This is a genomic window from Gordonia cholesterolivorans, from assembly GCF_039531975.1.
Classification (GTDB): Bacteria; Actinomycetota; Actinomycetes; order Mycobacteriales; family Mycobacteriaceae; genus Gordonia; species Gordonia sihwensis.
Genome location: NZ_BAAARB010000002.1, coordinates 236,058 through 258,001 on the forward strand (window position 1 = coordinate 236,058; position 21,944 = coordinate 258,001).

Consider the following 21,944-nt stretch of genomic DNA (forward strand, 5'->3'; position numbering starts at 1 on the left):
CGGCACACGACGCGAGAAAGCCCCGGTGAACTGGCGTTCACCGGGGCTTTCGGCGTGGATCGGCAGATGCGTTCAGTCCGCCGTGCGGCGCCGGAAGGCGCGCAGTGCGAAGGGGGCGAAGACGGCGGTCAGCGCGACCGACCACAGAATGGTCGCCAGGATCGGGTGCTGAAGCGGCAGCGCTGACGCGTCGGTGGCGTGCGGTCCGTTGCCCCACAGCTGCCGCATCGCCTGGACCAGCGAGGACACCGGGTTCCATTCGGCGATGGTGCGGAGCCAGGTGGCCATGGGAGCGGTCGGGACGAAGGCGTTCGACAGGAAGGTCAGCGGGAACAGCACGGTGAACATGAACCCGTTGACGGCTTCGACGGACTTGAGCCACGACCCGACGAGGATGCCGAACCAGATCATCCCGAAACCGAACACCAGGACGAGGACGAATCCCAGCACCCCCTCGAGCAGCGAGGTGTGAATGCGCCAGCCGATCGCCAGGCCGGTCAGCGCCATCACCACGATCCCGATCGACGAGTGCATCAGCGACGCGATCGCCCGGCCGAGCAGATACGACGTCCGGTTGATGGGGAGAGAACGGAAGCGGTCGACGATCCCCTTGTCGACGTCCGCGGTGATGCCGTTGGAGACGATGAAGGCGGTGAAGACGATGGTCTGGCCCATGATGCCGGGCAGCAGGTACTCGCGATAGCTTCCGCCGCCCGGCACCGGCATGGCGGGACCGAAGACGAACGCGAACAGCACCACGAACATGATCGGCTGGACGGTGACGTCCGACAGCATCTCCGGCATGCGCTTGGTGTGGATCAAGCTGCGCTGCACCATGATCGACGTCTGACGCCAGAGAGACGGCGGCCGGGCCGCGATGGCTCGGTCGAGGGCGGGGGCGCTCATGCGTCGGCTCCTTCGGAGTCGGCCTCCGGAACGGACTCCGCGCGGTGTCCGGTGAGGCTGAGGAATACGTCGTCGAGGCTGGGCCGCGACAGGCCGAGATCGTCGATGGCGATGCCGGAGTCGTCGAGAACCCGCGCGACATGCGTCAGGTCCGCGAGGCCGCCCGCGGGCAGGGTGAGGGTGCGCGCGTGCCGGTCGACGAACAGGTCGTCGGAGATCGGCGCGAGCAGTGCCTGCGCGGCCGCGAGGTCGGCGGAATGGGTGACGGTGGCCACCAGACTCGCCGCTCCGGCCTGCTGCTTGAGCTCGAGGGGGGTGCCCTCGGCGATGATCTTGCCCGCGTCGATCACGACGATCCGATCGGCGAGCTGATCGGCCTCTTCCAGATACTGCGTGGTCAGCACCAGGGTGGTTCCGTCGTCCACGAGACCGCGCAGCACCTCCCACAACTCGTTGCGGCTGTGCGGGTCGAGGCCGGTGGTCGGTTCGTCCAGGAAGAGCACGGGCGGCGACGCCAGGAGGCTCACCGCGAGGTCGATGCGCCGGCGCATGCCGCCGGAGTATTCGCGGACGGTCTTGTCGCCCGCGTCGGTGAGCGAGAACTGTGCGAGGAGCTGCTCGGTCCGTTCCTTGAGCACGCGGCGGCCGATACCGTACAGCCCGCCGATCATGCGCATGTTCTCCCGGCCGGTGAGCAGTTCGTCGACGGTGGCGGCCTGGCCGGTGAGGCCCATGCTGCGGCGGACGCCGTCCGGCTCGTCGAGGACGTCGAAGCCGTTGATGCGCGCGGTGCCCGAGGTGGGTGCGCTCAAGGTGGTCATCATGCGGACGGTGGTGGTCTTGCCCGCGCCGTTGGGCCCGAGCATGCCGAGAACGGTTCCGGTGGGAACGGCGAAGCTGATCCCGTCGACCGCGGTGAAGTCACCGAACTTCTTCACCAGGTCCACGGCTTCGACGGCGATCGAGTCGGTCAGTCGTCTGTTCACTCGATCACCGTACGACGAGATGCCTCACGCCTCCATCGGGTTTTCCGCGGCGACGTCCGCGTTCGGGACCACGCGGATGCTGAGTGCGTCCGCCGCGGCGGCCGGAGGCGCCACCGGCGTCAGTTCCGGCCGCTTCGGCAGTCGGCCGTCGCCGAGCGAGCGTCCGCGGACCTTGCGGATGATCCACGGCGTGAAGAACTCGACGAACCAGCGCGCGTCGCCGAGGGTGCGCAGCACCCGGTTCGGATCGCCGGCCGGAGGCAGCGGCCGTCCCCAATCGGGTGAGCTGTCGGGCAGACTGAGCGCGTGCGCGGCTCCGGCGGCGAAGCGGTCGTGGCCGAGGGGCGAGGCGTGCAGGCGGTCGGGCGACCACGATCGGAGGTCGGAGAGGACCGGCGCCGCATGCAGGTCCACCAGGACGAAGCCGTAGGCGTCGGCGAAGTCGCGCATCATCTGGTTGATCGCTGCGAGCCGCGTTTCGATGCGGCCGGAGAACGGGATGGTCTCCGCGATGTTGGGAAAGGTCGAGACCACCACGTCGGCTCCGGTACCGGCCAGCCGCCGGTAGATGTAGTCGAGGTCGGTGTGAACCTCGCCGAGATCGATCCGGCCGATCACGTCGTTCATGCCGAGTGGTGCGGCGATCAGGTCGGGCTCCAGCGCGAGGGCCGGTTCCAGCTGCTCGTCGCGGGTGTTCCGGGTGTTCTTGCCGCGGACCGCGAGGTTGGCGTACCGCAGGTCGGGGTTGTGCCGGGCGAGGTGCTCCGCCAGACGGTCGGCCCAGCCTCGGTAGCCGCTCGCGGGGTCGCCGTCGCACATTCCTTCGGTCTGGGAGTCGCCGATCGCGACGAACCGTGAGTAGTGCATGCGGACGATCTTATTCCGGCGACGGAGGCGGGGTGCCCTGGGCGACTTTACAAAATTATTGTGAATGTCTAGACATCGTACGTAACAACATCTAATGTCAACGTCACTAGTTCGCTGGACGAGGAGGAACACATGGCGAACCCGACGATCGACCGGAGCACCGCCGAGGTGGTGGAATGGCGCGACAAGAAGCGATACCTGTGGTTGCTGGGCCTGGTCCCGCCGACCGCGGTGTTCATGGCCACCGGTCTGGTGGCACTGTTCAACTGGGCATCGGACGCACTCGGCTGGAGCTGGGTGTCGACGGTGTCGCCCGTCTGGTGGTGGATCGGCCCGCTGCTGCTGTACGTGCTGCTGCCGATCCTCGACATCTTCTTCGGTCCGGACGGCCAGAATCCGCCGGACGAGTTGATGGAGCAGCTGGAGAACGACAAGTACTACCGGTACTGCACCTACGCGTACATCCCGTTCCAGCTCGCGAGCGTGGTCCTGGCCTGCTACCTGTGGACGGCTGACGACCTGAGCTGGCTCGGCGTCGACGGAGGCCTCGGGCTCGTCTCCAAGATCGGTCTGGCGCTGTCGATCGGCGTCATGGGCGGCATCGGCATCAACACCGCCCACGAGATGGGACACAAGAAGGTCTCGCTGGAGCGCTGGCTGTCGAAGGTGACGTTGGCGCAGACCTGCTACGGACACTTCTACATCGAGCACAATCGCGGCCACCACGTCCGCGTCGCGACCCCGGAGGACCCGGCCACCTCCCGATTCGGTGAGAGCTTCTGGCGATTCCTGCCGCGCAGTGTGTTCGGCAGCCTCAAGTCCGCATGGGAGCTGGAGGCGACCCGTCTCAAGCGTCTCGGGCGTCCGGTCCTGCATCCGAGCAACGACGTCCTGAACGCCTGGGCGATGTCGATCGTGCTGTGGGGCGTGCTGACCGCGATCTTCGGATGGCAGATCCTGCCCTTCGCGGCACTGCAGGCCGTCTACGGTTTCTCGCTGCTCGAATCGGTGAACTTCCTGGAACACTACGGACTGCTGCGGCAGAAGAACGAGCGCGGCCGCTACGAGCGCTGCACGCCGGAACACAGCTGGAACAGCGACCACATCTGCACCAACATCTTCCTGTACCACCTTCAGCGGCACAGCGATCACCACGCCAATCCGACGCGGCGATACCAGACGCTGCGGAGTTTCGACGGTGCGCCGAACCTCCCGAGCGGATACGCCAGCATGATCGCGCTGACCTACTTCCCGCCGGTGTGGCGCGGAGTCATGGACCATCGGGTGCTCGAGCACTACGACGGCGACCTCTCGAAGATCAACATCCAGCCCGGCAAGGAACGGAGGGTCCAGGCCCAATACGGAAAGGCATCGGCATGAGCGCCTACCGCTGCGAAGTGTGCGAGTACGTCTACGACGAAGCCGAAGGCGCTCCGCGCGAAGGCTTCCCGGCCGGTACCGCGTGGTCGGACGTCCCCGATGACTGGGCCTGCCCCGACTGCGGCGTCCGCGAGAAGATCGATTTCGAACTGATTGGACAGTGACATGAGCACCACCGACTACAAACTCTTCCGCTGCATGCAGTGCGGCTTCGAATACGACGAGGCCGAGGGCTGGCCGGAGGACGGCATCGCCCCCGGCACCCGCTGGGACGACATCCCGGACGACTGGAGCTGCCCCGACTGCGGGGCGGCCAAGGCCGACTTCGAGATGGTCGAGGTCGCCCGCCCATGACCGGGCAGACCGCATCCGATGCGGGCGTCGTCGTGGTGGGAGCCGGCACCGCCGGCGTCACCGCGGCGGCGACGCTGCGGGCCGAGGGGTACGACGGACCGGTCACGCTGATCGGCGCCGAGCCCGGCACGCCGTACCGGCGGACCGCGCTGTCGAAGGATCTGCTCGGCGCGGACCTCTCCGAGTCCCGGATCGCCCTGCAGAAGCCCGACTTCTGGGCCTCGCGCGGCATCGACATCCGCACGCGGGTCAGCGTCACCGCGATCGACACCGCGGCGCGGACGGTCGCACTCGACGACGGCACCCGGCTCGACTACCGGGCCCTCGTCCTGGCGACCGGCGGCCGGCCGATCCGCCCGTCATGGCTCGCCGCCGACGTGCCGGCCCTGCGCACGCGCGACGATGCGATCGCGATCCGCGACGGTCTGAACGACTCGCAGCGGCTCGTCGTTATCGGCGGCGGGCTGATCGGCCTGGAACTGGCGGCCTCGGCCGCGGCTCACGGCATGTCGGCGACGGTTGTGGAGGCGGGCGGGCGCGTGGCGTCGCGAGTGATGCCCGCCGTGGTCTCCGACTACCTGCAGCGGCTCCACGAGGGCAACGGGGTGCGACTGCACCTCGGGTCTGCGGCGCATTCGGCGACCTCCGAGCGGGTGCAGTTGTCAGGCGGGGCCGAGCTGGCGGGCACCGTCGTCGCGGCGATCGGCGCCTCGCCGGAAGTGGCGCTGGCCGCCGCCGCCGGCGTGCCGACCGGCCCGGCCGGGATCGTCGTCGACTCGACGCTGGCCACCGAGGTGCCGGGCGTGTTCGCGGCGGGTGACGCCGCCGGACCGCCGGACCTGCGGACCGGACGGCCCGCTCGCGGCGAGCACTGGTTCGGCGCCACCGATCAGGGCAGGGCGGTCGCGCAGTCGGTGCTCGCCGGACTGCGCGGCGAGCCGGCGGCACCGTTCGTCGAGGTGCCCCGGGCGTGGACCGTGCAGTACGGAGTCAACGTCCAGATGGTGGGGTGGCCCACCGCGGAGGGCGAGGTGGAGCTCGACGGCTCCATCGACGACGCCGACGCCACCGTCCGCACGGTGGTCGACGGAGAACTGGTGGGCGCGGTCACCATCGGTCGGGCGGCGGCCGCCCGCGCGTGCCGCTCGGAGATCGCGGCGGCGCTAGTCTCGAAGGTGTGAGTGCCCCAGCCCAGTCCTCGTCCAGCTTCGCGGTCGCGAGCAAGCAGCTGCTGCGTACGACGCTGCTGGACGGTCTCCGCACTCTGCTGCGAGAGAAGGACTGGGCTCGGGTGACGATGGCCGACGTCGCCCGGCAGGCCGGTGTCAGCAGGCAGACCGTGTACAACGAGTTCGCCTCCCGCGCCGGCCTGTCGCAGGCCTACGCGCTGCGATTGGCGGACGAGTTCACCGGCGAGATCGGCGCGGCCGTGGCCGCGAACGTCGGAGACGTGACCGGTGCGCTGCGATCGGGTTTCGCCCGCTTCCTGGCCAGTGCCGCCGACGACCCGATGATCCAGTCGCTGCTGTCGGGCGAGGCCAAACCGGACCTGCTGAAGCTGATCACCACCGACGCCGCGCCGATCATCGCCGCGGCGAGTGACCGCCTCGAGGTGATCCTCGTGGAGTCGTGGATCGCCATCGACGCGGAGACGGCCGGCCGGATCGCGCGGATGATCGCGCGCACGGCACTGAGCTACGTGGCCATGCCGCCCGCCCCGGACGCCGACAGCGACGTCGCCGACGACCTCGCGTCGGTGCTCGCACCGGCCGTGATCGCGGCCCGCGCGTCCGAGCGCGACGGCGCGTCCTGAGCCGCCGCGCCCGGCGTCAGCGGGCCAGGAAGGCCCGAACGGTCGACTCGAAGGCGTCCTTGGCTTCGATCATCACCCAGTGGCCGCACTGGGGGAAGACGTGCAGTTCGGCTTCCGGGATCAGCCGCATCGGCGCCATCGACATGTCGGGCGGGCTGACGCGGTCGTCGCGGCCCCAGGTCAGCAGGGTGGGGCACTTCACCTTGTGCATCATCGCCCAGTAGGGCGGAGTGTCGGCGTTCGCCTGGTACTGCTGCATCATCTCGAAGGCCTTCGACCCGTACATCATCGCGGCGGTCTTCTGCGCGGCCGGATCGTTGGCGGCGGCCCACCGCTCGTCGATCAGGTCGTCGGTCACCAGCGCGCGGTCGTAGACCATGGAGTTGAGCCACCGGACCAACTTGTCGCGGTCGGGTGCGTCGGTGAACTCCTGGAGCAGACGGATCCCCTCCGACGGGCTGGGGCTGAAGATGTTCGGCCCCACGCCGCCGATGGTGATCAGCTTCTCTACCCGGTCCGGATACTTGATCGCGAGGTTGATGCCGACGACGCCGCCCATCGAATTGCCGATCATCGCCGCCGAGGCGATGCCGAGGGCGTCCATGAACCGGATGACGGATGCGCCCGCGGTCAGGACGGGATGGCCGTCGACGGGATCGGAGACGCCGAACCCCGGGAACTCGATGATGTAGCAGTGGTGCGTCTCGGCGAAGAAGCCGAGATTGCCGCGGTAGTTGCGCCAGCCGTTGACGCCGGGGCCGGATCCGTGAAGCAGGATGAGCACGTCGTCGTTGTGCTCACCGGCCTCGTGATACCGGATTACTCCCTCGTCGGTGCTGATCTCGCGTCTGGTTCCCTCGTAGGTCACGTCCATTCCGCCATAATAGAACGTGTTCTAGTTGCTGGTTGGACGTATCCTGGAGCGCGTGAAGATCGATGTCTCAGTTCCGCTCGTCGCCGCAGGTCTGATCGGCGGGTTCGCCGCCGCCCGATACTCCGGGATCCGTCCCCTCGGCGGTGCCGTGCTCGCCGCCGCCGGCGTCGGCGCCGGCCGCAGCTGGCTCCATCGCGGCGCGGCCGTTACGGGAGCTTTGTCGGCAACGTACCTCGGTGCGTTCGGAATCTCACACCCGCTGGCGAAGAAGCTGGGCGCATGGCCGTCCGTGCTGGTCGTGACGGGTGCGGCCACAGGTGTGACGGCGGTCGCCTTGACGCTCGCTGACAGATCGGCTCAGTGATTCACAGGAAGTCGGGGGAGAATCGTCGAGTGGTGCACGGCACCGCTCTTTGCTCTCGAGGGGATAGATGGTGATTCGACGTAATTCCGCCGCGCTGGTGTCATGCCTGGTGGGCGTGGCGATGGTGCTCGCCGCGTGCAGCGGTGGCACTTCGGCCCCGCCTCCGGCTCCCGCGGCGATCGGCGTGCCCGTGGCGAACGGCAAGCCGATCAATCCGACGACGCCGATCGTCGTCGACGCGACCGGAGGAGAACTCACCGCTGTGACGGTGACCAACGCGGCGGGTAAGAAGGTCGACGGAAAGCTCGACGCCACCGCGACGCATTGGACCACCTCCGAGGACCTCGGGTACGGCGGGACCTACACCGTGGACGCCACAGCGGTCAACAGCGACAAGAAGCCGACGACGAAGTCGTTCACCGTCACCACCATCACCCCCGACGACACCGCGTACGCCAACGTCGTCCCGGCACCGGACGTGGTCTCCGACGTCGGCATCGGCGTCGGTCAGCCGATGGTCTTCCAGTTCACCAAGCCGGTGAAGGACAAGGCCGAAGTGACCAAACACCTCAAAGTGACGACCACACCCGCTCAGCCGGGTGCCTGGTACTGGATCGACGACCAGAACGTCCACTACCGCGGCCCCGAATACTGGAAGCCGGGCACCAAGATCCACATCGAAGCCGACGTATACGGCGTCGATCTCGGCGGCGGCGTCTACGGCGCCGAGGACAACGCCGTCGACTACACCGTCCACGACTCCTGGGTGGCGAAGGCCGACGGCGCCACCGAACTGCTCACCGTCTTCCACAACGGCGAGCAGGTCAAACAGATGCCGATGAGCCTCGGCGAGCCGAACAATCCGTCGCACACAGGTCCGCACGTCGTGTCCGAGAAGGCCGCGCAGACCGTCATGGACTCGTGCACCTTCGGTGTCTGCCAGGGCGATCCCGGCTACTACCGCGAGACCGTCTACAACGATCTGCGCATCTCGAACGACGGTGAGTTCGTGCACTCCGCGCCGTGGTCGGTGGGGCAGCAGGGCGCCTCGAACGTCTCGCACGGCTGCGTGAATCTGAGTCCGGCCGACTCGCAGTGGATGTTCGATCACTTCGGTCTCGGCGACGTCGTCGAGATCACCAACTCGGGCGGCCCGCCGCTGCCCGTCTGGGACACCTACGGCGACTGGGAACTCAGCTGGGATCAGTGGAAGGCGGGCAACACCTGACGAGCTGACGCGGGCGCTCAAGCCTCGGTGTCGCCACCGAGCGAGGCCTCGTCCTCCGCGTTGAACGTCTCCTCCAGCGTCGCCGGACTGTAATCGACGTCGATGTCTTCGACGTTCCTTCCGCGCGCGGACTCGATCGCGTGCAGCCTGCGCTGCGCGCGATCTGCCGCGTACTCGAGGAAGTCGTCGTTGTCGATGCCGAACGGCGGTTCGTCGAACTGATCGTCGACCCAGGCGATCATGCCCATCGCGAGGGGGATCAGTTCGCCGAACCTGTCGGTGACCACCTGCCAGAGCGAGTCGTCGGCCGCCACGTGCCTGCGGCAGGTGAACGTGCCCCAGGCCATATGCCTGGTCTCGTCCTCGGCGATTCGGCCGATCAACTGCTGCATTCCCGGCAGGATCTCGGTTTCGACGCAGATGCGCCGCCACGCGTAGTAGCCGGTGAGTGCCAGGCTTCCCTCGATCACGTGGTTGTAGGTGACGCTGGCGCGGACCTGGTTGACCGGCGACGGGTCGGCGGAGAGCACCCGTAGCGACTGCGGCAGCTGTTCGTAGAAGAGCTGCCGGTAGTAGGGGTTCTCGGCGACGTACGGGTGCAGATCGCCGGTGAGGCCCACGGCGTCCATCCAGAGTCGGAAACCCTGGGCGTGCTTGGCCTCCTCGAGGCAGAACTGCGACAGGTACATCTCGTCACCGAACCGGTCCTCGGACGCCATCGCGTCCATGAAGGGCCGGATGTCCTGGGTCACCGCCTCCTCTCCCGCGACGAACTGCGAGACGAGGTAGGTGGCGCTCCGGCGTTGCTCGTCGTCTAGCGCGGCCCAGTCCTGCGCATCTCGGGAGAAATCGATCGCCGCGGGATTCCAGGTCTTGGCGTTGCCCTTGGTGAACAGTCGGAGCGGGAACGACTGCCAGTTCATCCCGCCCGCTCGCAGTGAGGTGAAGTCATGGCGCACATCGGATTCTGGGGAGGCAGCGGTCACGGGAATCACTTCCGGAGGTCGTATCGGCTGGGTGCTGCCGACGCTAGTGCGTTCCGCACGGGATCGAAGCGGATTCGGTGTCCGATCGGTCGGGATCGTTAGTCTGGGAGCATGTGGCCTCGTCCCGAGACGATGACGCGCACCCTGGTGGTGTCAGTGAGCGCCGCCCTGTGGTGCTCGGTGTGGTGCGCGATCTTCGCCGCGGGGATCCGGGGATCGGAGAGTCTCACGCTGGCGACGGTGGCACTGCTCGCCGCGATCGCCGGCGGGTTCGCGATCCCGACGGCGTGGATGTCGTTGACCGTCGGCGCGCTGGGCGTCGGAGCGGCGATCGGCGCGGCGGCCGGCGGCGTGCCGTGGGTCGCCGTCCCCGCCGCCGTGGTCGGAGTGATCTGCGTCGTGATCTGGCTGTTTCGGGTGGTTCCGCGGATCTGGCTCTATCGGCAGGGGACGCGGGTCCGCGGAACAGTGGTCGAGTCCGACGGCGACCGTGCCGAGGCGATCGAGAGCACCCACGCCACCGTCCACTACCGGATCGAGTATCGGGACGCGGAGGGCCGAACCCATCAGTTGACCGGCAGAGACGAGTTCCCCCTCGGCGCTCGGCCGTTGGTCGGCGATACGGCCGAGGTGTACTACGCCGAGGCGAAGCCCGAGCGGGCCGTGGCGGTCTTCGGGACGACGCCGCGCGACTGACCCCGCGCCGGGCGGTTCGCGCGAGGAGCGCGTCAGTCCGCGGTGCGCGCGTCCTGGGACGTGTCGGCGGCGATGGCGCCCGGCCACCAGATCCGCGGTCCGATGTCGAGGGTGAGCGCCGGAACCAGCAGCGATCGCACGATCAGCGTGTCGACGAGGACGCCGAACGCGACGAGGAAGGCCACCTGGGCCAGGAACAGCAGCGGGATCACCGCGAGGGCGCTGAACGTGGCGGCGAGCACCAGACCGGCTGCGCTGATGACGCCGCCGGTGCCGGTGAGGGCTCTGATCATCCCGTCGCGGGTGCCGTGTGCCTGCGCCTCCTCCCGGGCCCGGGTCATCAGGAAGATGTTGTAGTCGATGCCGAGCGCCACGAGGAACACGAACGCGAACAGCGGGACGACGGGATCGGCGCCGGGAAAGCCGAACGGGCCGTTGAACATCAGTGCCGCGACGCCCAGCGCGGTCCCGAACGACAGAACCGTGGTCGCGAGCAGGATCAGCGGTGCGAGAAGGCTCCGCAGCAGGACGACGAGGACGGCGAGGACCACAGCCAACACGATGGGGATGATGACGTTGCGGTCGCGTTCGGCGGTGGTCCGGGTGTCCAGGTCGACAGCCGTGGCGCCGCCGACCTCCGCGTCGGCACCGGGGACGGACGAGACGGCGTTCCGGATCCGCACCACGGTGTCCTGTGCGGCGAGGGAGTTCGGGTCATCGTTCAGCGTCACCTGAATCGCCTGCCTCCCGTCGTGGGTGACGGGACCCGATGCGGCGGCGAGGATCTCGGCGGCTGCGACGCCGTCGACCGCACGAACCCGTTCCGCGGTTCGGACCGCGGCCGCATCGTCGGTGATCACCCAGGTGGGGGTGCCCGACCCGGCGTCGAAGTGCCTGCCGTGCATCTGCGCGCCGGTCACCGATTCGGTCTCACCGAGGAAGAAGTCGTCGGTGGAGACGCCGCCGGCGCGGAAAGCGGGGGCGAATGCGGCGCCGATGACGAGCACCAGGAGGGTGACCGCCCAGATCTTGCGCGGCGAACGGGCGACGAATGCGGCGACCCGTTGCCAGATCCGGTGCGTCGAACCGTTGGCCGGCCCGGGCCGGCGCGGCCAGAACGCGGTGCGTCCGATGAGCGCGAGGGCGGCCGGGAGGAAGGTGATCGAGACGAGCAACGAAGCGGCGATGCCGATCGCCGCGATCGGGCCGAGGCTGCGATTCGAGTTCAGGTCGGACAGCAGCAGACAGAGGACGCCCAGGATCACGGTGGCAGCCGACGCGCAGATCGGGGGGAGGGTGGCGCGCCACGCGGTGCGCAGGGCCGCGCGTGCGTCCGGTTTCGCCGACAGCGCCTCGCGGTAGCGAGCCACCACAAGCAGGGCGTAGTCGGTGGCGGCGCCGAAGACCAGGATGAACAGGATTCCCTGGCTCTGCCCGTTGAGTTCCAGGGTGCCCGCGGACGCGAGCCAGTAGACCACGCCCGACGCCAGTGCGAGGGCGAAGACTGCGGAGAGCAGCACCACCAGCGGCAGGATCGGCGAGCGGTATACGACGATCAGGATCGCCAGCACCACCGCCCCGGCCACCAGCAACAGGACGCCGTCGATGCCCGCGAAGGCGTTCGAGAGGTCGGCGGCCTGGGCGGCGGGGCCGGTCACGGCCACTGCCACTCCGGGCGGTGGATTCGCCAGCGCATCGCGCAGCTTCCCGATCTGCTCCTTCGGTTTCCCGTCAGTGGAGACCGGGACGAACAGTTGGACGGCCGCACCGTCCGCCGCCCCGATCGCGGGAGAGAACTGCGGCGCGAAGCCCGGCGTTCCGGCCAGTGGAGTCACGGCGTCGGAGACGAAGGCGGTGTCGGCCGCAGTCATCGGCCCGCCGTCCTGCTTCTCCGCGACGACGATCGCCGGGAAGTAGCCGGTGTCGGTGAACGCGGGCAGCTGCTCGGCCACGCGGGTCGACTCGGCCGACGAGGGCAGGAACGCGCTCGCGTCGTCGGTGGTGACCGTGCTGAGCTTTCCGGCCAGCGGTCCGGTGGCCCCGGCCACCCCGAGCCAGATCAGCACGAGCACGGCGGGCACCAGCGTGCGGGCGAGCCGCGAGGAGGTCATGGCCTCCATGTCTACCGGCTATGCGGTGTTCGCACCATCGAGAGCGCCGGTCGGCTGCCTCACCAGATGCGGACGCGATCGGCGGGCGGCAGATACAGCGCATCGCCGGGGACGACGTCGAACGCGTCGTAGAAGGCGTCGACGTTCCGGACCACACCGTTGCAGCGGAACTCCGGCGGCGAGTGCGGGTCGATGGCCAGACGCCGGATGGCTTCCTCGTCCCGGGTCTTGGTACGCCAGATCTGGGCCCAGCTGTAGAAGACCCGTTGCCGTCCGGTCAGTCCGTCGATCACCGGCGGCGTGGCGCCGGACTTCTCCTGCGCGATCTCGTATGCCACCAGGGCGATCGACAGCCCACCCAGATCGCCGATGTTCTCACCGAGGGTGAACTCGCCGTTCACCTTGTACTTCTCGTCCAGCCCGTGAGGCGTGAACTCGCCGTACTGCGCTGCCAGTGCCGAAGTGCGCTTGCCGAACTCGGCCCGGTCGTCGTCGGTCCACCAGTCCACCAGGTTGCCGTCGCCGTCGTACTTCGCGCCCTGGTCGTCGAAGCCGTGGCCGATCTCGTGGCCGATCACCGCGCCGATGCCGCCGTAGTTGGCCGCGTCGTCGGCGTTCGGATCGAAGAACGGGGGCTGCAGGATCGCCGCCGGGAAGACGATCTCGTTCATCCCCGGGTTGTAGTAGGCGTTCACCGTCTGCGGCGTCATGAACCACTCGTCGCGATCGACCGGGCGGCCGATCTTGCGGAGCTCGCGTGCGGTTTCGAAAGCCGCGGCGCGGCGGGAGTTGCCGACGAGGTCGGTGCGGTCCACCTCCAGAGTCGAGTAGTCGATCCACTTGGCCGGGTAGCCGATCTTGGGGGTGAACTTGTCGAGTTTCGCCAGGGCCCGGGCGCGCGTCGCCTCGGTCATCCATGGCAGATCGCCGATGTTGCGGCGATACGCCTCGACGAGATTGGCGATCAGCTCGTCCATCCGGGCCTTCGCCTCGGGCGGGAAGTGTCGCTCCACGTACAGTTCGCCGACCGCGAAGCCTGCCGCCTGCTCGACGAAACCGACACCGCGCTTCCATCGGTCGCGGATCACCTCGGCACCGGTGAGGGTCTTGCCGTAGAACGCGAAGTTCTCGTCGACGAAGGCGCTGGAGAGATACGGTGCGACGGTGCGCAGCAGCCGCCAGGCGAGCCAGCTCTTCCATGAATCGAGCGGCTGCGAGGTGAGCAGTCCGGCGCTCGACTCGATGAACGACGGCTGACCGATCACCACCTCCGCGAACGTCTCGCCCGCGTCGAGACCGGTCAGCCAGCCGGCGAGATCGAAACCGGCGGCGAGATCGCCGAATTCCGCGAGGGTCCGCAGATTGTAGGCGGCCTCGGCGTCGCGTCGCCGCACCACGTCCCAGTGATGCGATGCGATCGCGGTCTCGAGGTCGAAGATCGCCGTCGCCTGCCGTTGTGCGTCGGCGACACCGGCCAGTCCGAGCATCGCGGCGATGTGAGCGCGGTAGGCCTCGCGCACGGCGGCGTGATTGTCTTCGCGATAGTAGGACTCGTCGGGCAGTCCGAGACCGCTCTGGGTGATGTGCACCAGGTAGCGGTCGGACCGTCGCGCATCGGTGTCGACGTAGAAGCCGAACAGGCCGCCCACTCCCTCGCGCTGCAGACGCCCCATCAGAGCGGCCAGTTCGGAGGTGTCGGAGACGCCGGCGATCTCCTGGAGCTGATCGGCGATCGGTGTGACCCCGAGTTCCTCGACCCGATCGACGTCCATGAACGACGCGTAGAGGTCGCCGATCCTGGCGGCGGGCGTGCCCGGCTCGGGGGAGCCCTCGGCGCACTCCTCGACGATCGCGCGGACGTCCTCCTCAGCGTTGTCGCGCAGCACGTGGAACGCTCCGTCGATGCTGCGATCGTCCGGAATCCGGTGGCTGGCAAGCCATTTCCCGTTGACGTGGGTGAAGAGGTCGTCTGCGGCGCGTACGGATGGTTCGACCCACTCGAGGTCGAGCCCGGAGGTCTGCTCGATAGTCACGCCCTCCATAGTGACATCACGCCGGGGTTTATTCCCCGAGCCGCGCATCCATCGACCAGACGAGCAGTTCGCAATCGGTGGCCGCCCGGACGACGGTTCCGCCGAAGTCGGTGGCGCGCAGGGCGTCGGAGGCCTCCAGCGTCTCGCCCTCCACCTGCGCGGTGCCGCGGGTGACGAACAGGTGCGTGAAGCGGGACGACGGCACCGCGACGGTCTGTCCGGGAGTGAGTCTGGCCGCGGAGAGGGTGGCCCCGCGATTGGCGATTCGGATCGCGGAGTCGTGGCGGGGGGAACCGGAGGCGACGGTGACGAGGCGTCCCGGTCGCAGTTCGCCCGAGATGTCGAGTTGCTCGTAGCCCGGTGTGATGCCGTACTCGTCGGGCATCACCCACATCTGGATGAGGTGCACCGGCTCGTCCGCCGACTCGGCGTCGTCGTTGCGTTCGGAGTGCAGGATGCCGGTGCCTGCGCTCATCCGCTGTGCGAGGCCGGGATAGATGACGCCGCTGTGTCCCTCGGAGTCCTGGTGGACCAGCGATCCCGACAGCACCCAGGTGACGATCTCGGTGTCCGCGTGCGGATGTGTGTCGAAGCCCTCACCGGGAGAGATCACGTCCTCGTTCTGCACCAGGAGCACGCCGTGGTGGGTGTTCGCCGGGTCGTAATGGTCGCCGAACGAGAAGGAGTGGGCCGAGTCGAGCCAGCCGGTGGTGGTGCGCGCGCGGTCCGTGGATCGCAGGATGGACGTGCTCATGGAGTCCATTGTCCTCCGTCGCCCGGAACGGGTGCCGTGAGCGGCGCGTTGTGCGATTGTGACCACATAGTTCCCGGAATGCGAGCTTGTGGCCAGAGAAACGGGTGGGAATGAAGTGATAATTGGGACTATGGTTTCGCGGGTTGGAAGAGCGGTGTTCGCTGTCGTCGCTGCGCTGGCCGTGGTTCTCGCCATGGTCTCGTGCTCTTCCGACGACGATTCGGATGCTTCGCGTGCGGTCTCGGCATTCGCGGACGCGATCAGCAGGCAGGACACGCAGGGAGCGGCCGACCTGACGACGTCGCCGAGTCAGGCGGCCGAGCTGCTCGGCGTCACGTTCGCGGGAATGCATCCGCGTGAGGTGTCCGTCGACACCGGGCGGCTCGTGGAGTACAGCGACGGCAGCGCCTCGTTCACCCTGACCACCACGTGGAACTGGGCGGGCGACCGGAGTTTCCAGACCAAGACCTCGGGGTCGGCACGCCGGCTCTCCTCCGGCTGGAAGGTCCAGTGGGATCCGGGGCTGCTGTACACCGGCCTCACCCCGGACGGCCGACTGCAGGAGGTCCGCACCGACGCCACTCCGGCGCCGGTGGTGCGCAGCGCGTCGGGCAAGCCGTTCATGCAGATGGAGCCGGTCAACGAGATCACCATCGACCCGGCCGCGACCAAGGATCTCGACAAGTCGGTGCGAGCGCTGGCGAACGCGGTGGCTCCGGTGGCCCCGATGGTGACGGTGAAATCGATCGACGACAAGCTCGCCGCTTCCCAGGGACGGCAGGTGGTCGCGGTGACGCTGCGCGACTCCGACATGCAGATGCTCACTTCCGATCCGGCTCGGATCGCGGGAGTCAACGTCAACAAGTCGGGCATGCTCGTGATGACCGACCGCCGGCTGTCGACCCCGCTGAGCGCCGGTCTGACGAACTACTGGAACGCGATCCGCGACGCCACCGCCGGCTGGCAGGTGCAGCTCGTGGCGCCCGGGGCGCCGCCGCAGAAACTCGCCGGGCATCAGGGCGGGGCGGGCCCGGACATCGTGACGACGATCGACCCGAACGAACAGCTCACCCTGGGCGACGCCGCCGTCGAGGTGGCGCAGCCGGCGACGATCATGACCCTCGACGCCGCCACCGGAGCGATCCGCGGGATGGCGCAGAACGACGCCGCGGCCGCCAAGAACATCGAGGCGGGCATCGCCTATCCCGTCGGCAGCACCCTCGACCCGGTGTTCGACGCGATCGCCGCGGAGGGCAAGGGCGCCGATCAGCACAGCGCGGAGTCGGTGCTGCACTCACTCGGGTTGGGCCTGCAGTTCACGGTTCCGGGAATGAGCCTGCCGAGCGGCACCGCGCCCAAGGTGTCCGCCGCCGCGTACCACCCGAAGGATTACACGGCGTCGATGATCAACATGGCGGCCCTGGGAGTCGCCCTGGAACGAGCCGGCGGTGACCGGACCGCGGCTCCGCCGTTCGTCATCAAGGGGTCGAAGACCAAGGTCACCGGGGGCCAGTTGGGCAAACTCGACGACGGCGTGGTCCGGCGGATCCAGGCGTCCATGACGACCACGGCGAAGACCGGCGACGCCAGCGATCTGACCCGTGCTCCCGGCCTCAAGGCGCTGGTCGGCACCAACGGGCCACAGGGACCCGGTTGGTTCGTCGGCTCTCAGGGCGGCAAGATCATCGTCATCTACTGCGAGGGCGACAAGTCCGGTACCGCGGCCCTTCAGGTGGCGCAGAAGTACTTCACGCTGAAGTGACGCGGCGCCGCGTCACCAGACCGGCGACGGCGCGCCAGCCCAGCAGCAGGACACCGGTCGCGATGGTGGCGACGATGCAGAACGAGAGGGCCGTGCCCTGCCCGGAGACCACGCGCAGCAGCATCCCGACGACGACGGTCGAGACCCAGACCGCGACGCCGGCGGGCCAGAGTGCGGCGGGCGCGAGGTCTCGGCCCCGGGTGGTCGCGGCGGCGATCGCCCAGCCGGCGATCGCTCCGACGAGGAACGGCCACAGGGTCGTCAGGAATCCGGTGAACGAGCCGGCCTCATCGTGGCTGCTGCGGCCGACGGCGACGAACACGCAGATCGCCGCGAAGTCGGCGACGGCGGGGAGGACGAGACGTCGCTGAACCGGCGCGACGGATACGGGTGCGGTCATGTCCCCACCGTATCCCCGGACCGGCCGGCCTTCCCTACCCTGTGTTCGGCGTCTCGCCGGCACCGGGATCGCGACCGTCGTCGGACCGTCGATCCAGCTGTCCGGGGTCGATGACCGGATACTTCTGCGTCGTGTCTTCGGCGATCTCGTCGTCCAGACTGCGCCGGGACTTGAACGCACCCCGGTACCGCACCGCGATGACGACCCAACCGATCAGTGCGATCAGGATGTAGCTGATGATGCGGTAGATCAGGACGGCGGTGAGCGCATCCGCGGCGCCCATGCCCGCGGAGGCGAGGGCCGCGACCAAGACGCCGTCGACGACGCCGATGCCGGCGGGCAGCAGCGGAACCGCGGTGCCGACCGCCTTGCCCGCGGCATAGGCGACCATCAGACCCGAGATCGAGGGATGCGCGCCGATCGCATAGCAGGCGGCGGCGAGACAGAGAACGTCAGCGACCCAGTTGAACAGGCTCCAGCTGAACGCCTCGACGGCGTTGCGCCGGTCGAGCTTCACCGCCTGCAGCTGGGTGATGATCTGGTGGAGTCGGTCTGTCCCGTAGTCGGCGGGCTTGTCGCGCAACTCGTTGAACCAGCCGAGCAGCCGGGCGGCGATGGTCTCGAGCACCTGGGGATGACTGGCCATGTACTGCACGACCGCCACGAACACGACGAACAGCGAGACGCTGAAGATCACCGAGAACGGACTGGTCTTGGCGCCGGCGAGCAGGGCTCCGCCGAGACCGAGCAGCGCCAGTCCGGCGCCCGCCAGCAGCCCGGACATCACCAGCTGCCAGGAGGCGACCACCGGTGTCGCGCCCCAGCGCCGGCTCTCGCGGTAGATGAACGCCGGAGCGAGGACCTGTCCGCCGGGCAGGGTCTGGGACACCGAGTTCGAGGCCAGGATCACCGCCAGTGATTCGCGCTGCCGGACCCGGACGCCTGCCGAACGCATCAGGACGCGCTGCACCTGGCCGTAGCTGTCCATCGACAGCAGAGCAGCCACGATGGAGACGAAGACCCACTGCCACCGGAGCTCGCCGATGCGCGCCCAGGTCTGTGTGAGCTTGGGCCAGACGATCACGCCCTCGGTGACCAGAATGGCGACGACGAGGACGATCAGACCCCATCGGAGCCAACGGCGCCACGGTCGCGAGGACCCGCCCTCGGGCGTCGGGTCCGCGGCGACGTGGTCGGCGTCGTCGTTGGGCATGCGCTACAGCGTAACTGCCCGGTAGCGAGGGACCTATTCCCCGTCCTGCTGTGCCCGACGGCTCCGGCGCAGCAGATCCTGCACGCTGATCTGGGTTCCCTCCTCGCCGCGGTCGGCGCGGAGCTCGCGCGAAGGGGCCTGCGGCTCGGGTGCCGCGGGCTCACGGGCCGGGGCCTCCGGTGCCGGTGCGGTCGGGCGCGGAGGCGGTGTCGGTGCCGGGGGAGTGGCCCGGGCGCGGCGCGGCGCGGGGGCCTGCGGCTGGTCGGTCGCCGGGCGAGGAGCCACGGGCTGCGGGCCGCTCTGACCCGGTACCACCGGGCGCGGCGGAACCCGGCGCGGCGGTACCGGCGGTGCACCGATCGGGCGGCGCGCGGTCGCCGGGGCGGTGGGAGCGGGTCCCTGTGGCCGTGCAGCGGGCGTCGCACCGCCCGTCGTCGGTGCGATCGGCGTCCGCACCGGACGCGGCTGAGGTGCAGGCGGTGCGGTCTGCGGTCGTGCCGACGGGGCTGCCTGCGGTCGTGGGCGCTGATCCGGGCTCACCTGGCGGACGCCGCCGAGTCCGAGCTTCCACGAGCCGGTGTCGGGGCCGGAGCCGCGGCGGTCGGTGCGCGCGGCGGACGGCGCGACCACCTCGTCGTCGACGAGTTCGTCGAGCGTACTGTCGGCGGTGGGCTGGGGTCCGCTGTCGGACTCACCCGGCGTCTCGTGCCGCGAGAGCGCGCGGCGGGGCCCCGTCGGCTCGGCCCGTCCGGCCACTGGACGTTCGGCCACTCCGGCCGGTACCCGCATCGCGGTGGTCGGTGCCTCCGCCGCGGCCACGACGCCGCCCGAGGTGCCCGCGGGCACCGCGTCGAAGTAGTCGGGGCGCTTCTGGCTCGGGTCGTCCTCGAGGATGGTCTCGCCGAGGCCGATCTTCTGCTGCAGTCGTTGCATCCAGCGCGGCGACCACCAGCAGTCGTCGCCGAGCAACTTCATGATCGACGGCACCAGCAGCATGCGGATCACCGTCGCGTCGAGGATCAGCGCTGCGATCATGCCGTAGGCGATGTACTTCATCATGACGATGTCCGACAGGCCGAACGCGCCGGTGACCACCACCAGGATGGCCGCGGCCGCGGTGATGATGCGGCCGGTGTGCGCGGTGCCCACCCGGATCGCCTCGGTGGTCGACGCGCCCTGCTGCCGGGCCTCGACCATGCGGGAGAGCAGGAAGATCTCGTAGTCGGTCGACAGGCCGTAGATGATCGCGATGATCAGAACCAGCACCGGCGCGAAGAGCGGCCCGGGAGTGAAGTTCGCGATCGACGAGCCGTGACCGTCGATGAAGATCCACGTCAGGATCCCGAGCGTGGAGCCCAGACCCAGCGCGGTCATCAGCGCCGCCTTGATCGGCAGGATGACCGAACCGAACGCCAGGAACATCAGCAGGCCGGTGACCAGGACCAGCAGGATGGCCATCCACGGGAGCAGCTTGATCAGCGCGTCGATGGAGTCCTGGGTCAGGGTCGGGGTGCCGGCGACGTAGACGGTCATGCCCTGGTCGTCGATCTCGCGGAGCTTCTTGATCGCCTCGGGTGCGGTGTTGCGGTCCACCAGACCGGCCGACATCTGCGTCACGCCGAGCCCGGTCTCGTCGTCGCCGTACACGCCTTCGAGGGCTCCGCCGTCGGCCGTGGGCGAGAACTGCTTGGTGAACCCGGGAATCTGGTTGGCCTCGTCGGCGATCCGCTGAATCTTGCCCGCCGCGTCGTCGGTGTTCTGGTCGTAGGTGACGATCAGCTTGAGGTCTTCGGTGCGCTCGGTCGGGAAGTACTTGTCGAAGTCCTCCTGCGCGACGCGGTTCGCGTTGTCGGGCGGGAGATAGGCCTCGGTCATGCCGCCGAATTGGATGTTGCCGAACGGGATGATCAGCGCCAGCAGCAGCAGGACCGTGGGTGCCGCGGTCTTGACCGGGTGCTGCATCACCCATCCGGACAGGCGGCCCCAGAATCCGGCCTCGATCTCTTCGCGCGTCTTGGTCCGACGCAGGAAGGGCAGGCTCAGCGCGTCGATCCGGCGGCCCAGGATCGCCAGGATCGCCGGGAGGACGGTGATCGACAGGATGGCGGCCAGACCGACCGACGCGATCGCCCCGTACGCCACGGATTTCAGGAAGGCCTGCGGGAACATCAGGAGACAGGCCAGCGCGGCGACGATGATGGTCGCCGAGAACACCACGGTCTGGCCCGCGGTCATCACGGTTCTTCGGACCGCGGCTTTGACCGTGTATCCCTCGGCCAGTTCCTCTCTGAATCTGCTGACGATGAACAGGCCGTAGTCGATCGCGATGCCCAGACCGATCAGCGTGACCACCGACTGGGCGAAGATGTTCAACTCGGTGAGCTGCGCCAGCACCTTCATGATGCCGAGGGAGCCGGCGATCGTCAGACCGCCGATGAAGACCGGCAGCACGGCCGCCACCACGCCGCCGAAGACGAACAGGAGCATGATCGCCACCACCGGTAGCGCGATCACCTCGGCGCGCGAGATGTCGTCTTCCATACCCTTGCTCATCGCGGCCGCGATCGGTTGCAGACCGGCCAGCTGAAACTTGGTTCCCGGTAGGTCGTACCGCTCGGCGAGCCCGTCGAAGAAGGGCTCGATGGTCTTGTAGTTGTTCAGGATCGTGGTGTCGTCGTCACCCGCGACGCCGATGGACACGAAACCGTGTTTTCGGTCGGCCGTCCACATCCGGGACTGCTTGATCTCGGCAGCGGTCTGACCGGCGCCCGCGTCGGCCTTCTCGAACGGATCGATGATGCCCGCGTGCCCGTCGCCGGACTCCCGGCTGACGATGTCCGGATGCTCCTTGACCAGGTCGTCGACGATGTTCTCGATCTTGGCGCTGAACGCCGGATCGTCGACCTTGGTCCCCGCAGGCGGCGTGATCAGCAGGATCACGTCGGACTTGTGGTCTCGCCCGAGGGCGGTGTCGGCGATGACGGATCCCTGGGCCGACTCCGAGCCCGGGTCGAACCATCCGCTCTGGGACAGGTACTGCGGCAGGTTGATGCCGTACAGCCCCAGACCGCCCATCAATGCGACGAGGACGGCGATGACGGTATAGCGCATTCGGTAGACGAATGAGCCGATGGATCCGAACACGCCGGTGTCCTTCCTACTTGCGGGTACCGAAAGTGCGATTCTCGCAGCCTAAACTGAGAAAACCTGCGCACGG

At 68.5% G+C, this 21,944-nt stretch carries 20 protein-coding genes; 9 read left to right on the forward strand and 11 right to left on the reverse strand.

Going from position 1 to position 21,944, the window contains the following annotated elements:
- Positions 1–72: 72 nt before the first annotated feature.
- Genes ABFX36_RS02800 through ABFX36_RS02810 form a run of 3 tightly spaced genes read right to left on the reverse strand, consistent with a single transcriptional unit; the run spans position 73 to position 2,759 of the window.
- Entirely contained in the window at positions 73–906 is an 834-nt protein-coding gene (locus ABFX36_RS02800; RefSeq protein WP_346074780.1) for an ABC transporter permease, read from the reverse strand.
- On the reverse strand, positions 903–1,892 hold the full coding sequence (locus tag ABFX36_RS02805) for an ATP-binding cassette domain-containing protein (protein ID WP_006896834.1): 990 nt from the start codon (positions 1,890–1,892) through the stop codon (positions 903–905). Before ABFX36_RS02805 ends, ABFX36_RS02800 begins: the two co-directional genes overlap by 4 nt.
- A 24-nt stretch (positions 1,893–1,916) precedes the next feature.
- Positions 1,917–2,759: an SGNH/GDSL hydrolase family protein gene (locus tag ABFX36_RS02810; protein WP_346074783.1), complete on the reverse strand. Its 843-nt coding sequence runs from the start codon at positions 2,757–2,759 to the stop codon at positions 1,917–1,919.
- Positions 2,760–2,891: 132 nt separating this feature from the next.
- On the opposite strand from ABFX36_RS02810, the gene ABFX36_RS02815 reads away from it, so the two are divergent.
- Genes ABFX36_RS02815 through ABFX36_RS02835 form a run of 5 tightly spaced genes read left to right on the forward strand, consistent with a single transcriptional unit; the run spans position 2,892 to position 6,306 of the window.
- Positions 2,892–4,139, forward strand: a complete 1,248-nt coding sequence (locus tag ABFX36_RS02815) for an alkane 1-monooxygenase (protein ID WP_346074785.1) — start codon at positions 2,892–2,894, stop codon at positions 4,137–4,139.
- Positions 4,136–4,303, forward strand: a complete 168-nt coding sequence (locus ABFX36_RS02820; RefSeq protein ID WP_346074787.1) for a rubredoxin — start codon at positions 4,136–4,138, stop codon at positions 4,301–4,303. The genes ABFX36_RS02815 and ABFX36_RS02820 overlap by 4 nt, the downstream gene beginning before the upstream one ends.
- 1 nt (position 4,304) lies before the next feature.
- Entirely contained in the window at positions 4,305–4,493 is a 189-nt protein-coding gene (locus tag ABFX36_RS02825) for a rubredoxin (RefSeq protein WP_006896830.1), read from the forward strand.
- Positions 4,490–5,674 carry an NAD(P)/FAD-dependent oxidoreductase gene (locus tag ABFX36_RS02830; protein ID WP_062367269.1) on the forward strand — a complete coding sequence of 395 codons (1,185 nt, stop codon included), beginning with the start codon at positions 4,490–4,492 and terminating at the stop codon, positions 5,672–5,674. Before ABFX36_RS02825 ends, ABFX36_RS02830 begins: the two co-directional genes overlap by 4 nt.
- A complete protein-coding gene (locus tag ABFX36_RS02835) occupies positions 5,671–6,306 on the forward strand; it encodes a TetR/AcrR family transcriptional regulator (protein WP_006896828.1) in 636 nt (211 codons plus the stop codon). The genes ABFX36_RS02830 and ABFX36_RS02835 overlap by 4 nt, the downstream gene beginning before the upstream one ends.
- 16 nt (positions 6,307–6,322) lie before the next feature.
- On the opposite strand, the gene ABFX36_RS02840 is transcribed toward ABFX36_RS02835, so the two are convergent.
- Positions 6,323–7,180, reverse strand: a complete 858-nt coding sequence (locus tag ABFX36_RS02840) for an alpha/beta fold hydrolase (RefSeq protein WP_045540643.1) — start codon at positions 7,178–7,180, stop codon at positions 6,323–6,325.
- A gap of 52 nt (positions 7,181–7,232) precedes the next feature.
- Here ABFX36_RS02840 and ABFX36_RS02845 point away from each other — a divergent pair, with 52 nt between their 5' ends.
- Complete coding sequence (locus ABFX36_RS02845; RefSeq protein ID WP_039867616.1) at positions 7,233–7,544, forward strand: hypothetical protein; 312 nt, start codon at positions 7,233–7,235, stop codon at positions 7,542–7,544.
- A gap of 67 nt (positions 7,545–7,611) precedes the next feature.
- The gene (locus ABFX36_RS02850) at positions 7,612–8,772 is read left to right on the forward strand and encodes a L,D-transpeptidase (protein ID WP_346074791.1); all 1,161 of its coding nucleotides are present in this window, start codon (positions 7,612–7,614) and stop codon (positions 8,770–8,772) included.
- A gap of 17 nt (positions 8,773–8,789) precedes the next feature.
- Here the strand turns inward: ABFX36_RS02850 and ABFX36_RS02855 are convergent, their stop codons facing one another.
- Positions 8,790–9,758 (reverse strand): R2-like ligand-binding oxidase, encoded by a 969-nt coding sequence (locus ABFX36_RS02855; protein WP_428832037.1) that lies wholly within the window; start codon positions 9,756–9,758, stop codon positions 8,790–8,792.
- Between the two features lie 111 nt (positions 9,759–9,869).
- On the opposite strand from ABFX36_RS02855, the gene ABFX36_RS02860 reads away from it, so the two are divergent.
- Entirely contained in the window at positions 9,870–10,454 is a 585-nt protein-coding gene (locus ABFX36_RS02860; protein WP_346074795.1) for a DUF3592 domain-containing protein, read from the forward strand.
- 32 nt (positions 10,455–10,486) lie between these two features.
- Here ABFX36_RS02860 and ABFX36_RS02865 read toward each other — a convergent pair whose 3' ends face one another.
- From ABFX36_RS02865 to ABFX36_RS02875, 3 genes are read right to left on the reverse strand one after another with little or no spacing between them, the layout of a single operon-like run.
- Entirely contained in the window at positions 10,487–12,565 is a 2,079-nt protein-coding gene (locus ABFX36_RS02865; RefSeq protein WP_346074797.1) for an MMPL family transporter, read from the reverse strand.
- A gap of 59 nt (positions 12,566–12,624) precedes the next feature.
- Positions 12,625–14,607, reverse strand: coding sequence for a M13 family metallopeptidase (locus tag ABFX36_RS02870; protein ID WP_346074799.1), 1,983 nt, complete (start codon positions 14,605–14,607; stop codon positions 12,625–12,627).
- A gap of 19 nt (positions 14,608–14,626) precedes the next feature.
- Positions 14,627–15,352 carry a pirin family protein gene (locus ABFX36_RS02875; protein ID WP_346074801.1) on the reverse strand — a complete coding sequence of 242 codons (726 nt, stop codon included), beginning with the start codon at positions 15,350–15,352 and terminating at the stop codon, positions 14,627–14,629.
- A 130-nt stretch (positions 15,353–15,482) separates the two neighbouring features.
- Here ABFX36_RS02875 and ABFX36_RS02880 point away from each other — a divergent pair, with 130 nt between their 5' ends.
- Positions 15,483–17,114, forward strand: a complete 1,632-nt coding sequence (locus tag ABFX36_RS02880; RefSeq protein WP_039867609.1) for an NTF2-like N-terminal transpeptidase domain-containing protein — start codon at positions 15,483–15,485, stop codon at positions 17,112–17,114.
- Here ABFX36_RS02880 and ABFX36_RS02885 read toward each other — a convergent pair.
- The 3 genes from ABFX36_RS02885 to ABFX36_RS02895 are packed head-to-tail and all read right to left on the reverse strand — an operon-like array spanning position 17,101 to position 21,871.
- Entirely contained in the window at positions 17,101–17,514 is a 414-nt protein-coding gene (locus ABFX36_RS02885; protein ID WP_006896818.1) for a DUF3054 domain-containing protein, read from the reverse strand. The genes ABFX36_RS02880 and ABFX36_RS02885 overlap by 14 nt on opposite strands.
- Positions 17,515–17,548: 34 nt before the next feature.
- The gene (locus ABFX36_RS02890; RefSeq protein WP_006896817.1) at positions 17,549–18,727 is read right to left on the reverse strand and encodes a lysylphosphatidylglycerol synthase transmembrane domain-containing protein; all 1,179 of its coding nucleotides are present in this window, start codon (positions 18,725–18,727) and stop codon (positions 17,549–17,551) included.
- Between the two features lie 33 nt (positions 18,728–18,760).
- Positions 18,761–21,871, reverse strand: coding sequence for an MMPL family transporter (locus tag ABFX36_RS02895; RefSeq protein ID WP_346074805.1), 3,111 nt, complete (start codon positions 21,869–21,871; stop codon positions 18,761–18,763).
- Between the last annotated feature and the right edge of the window lie 73 nt (positions 21,872–21,944).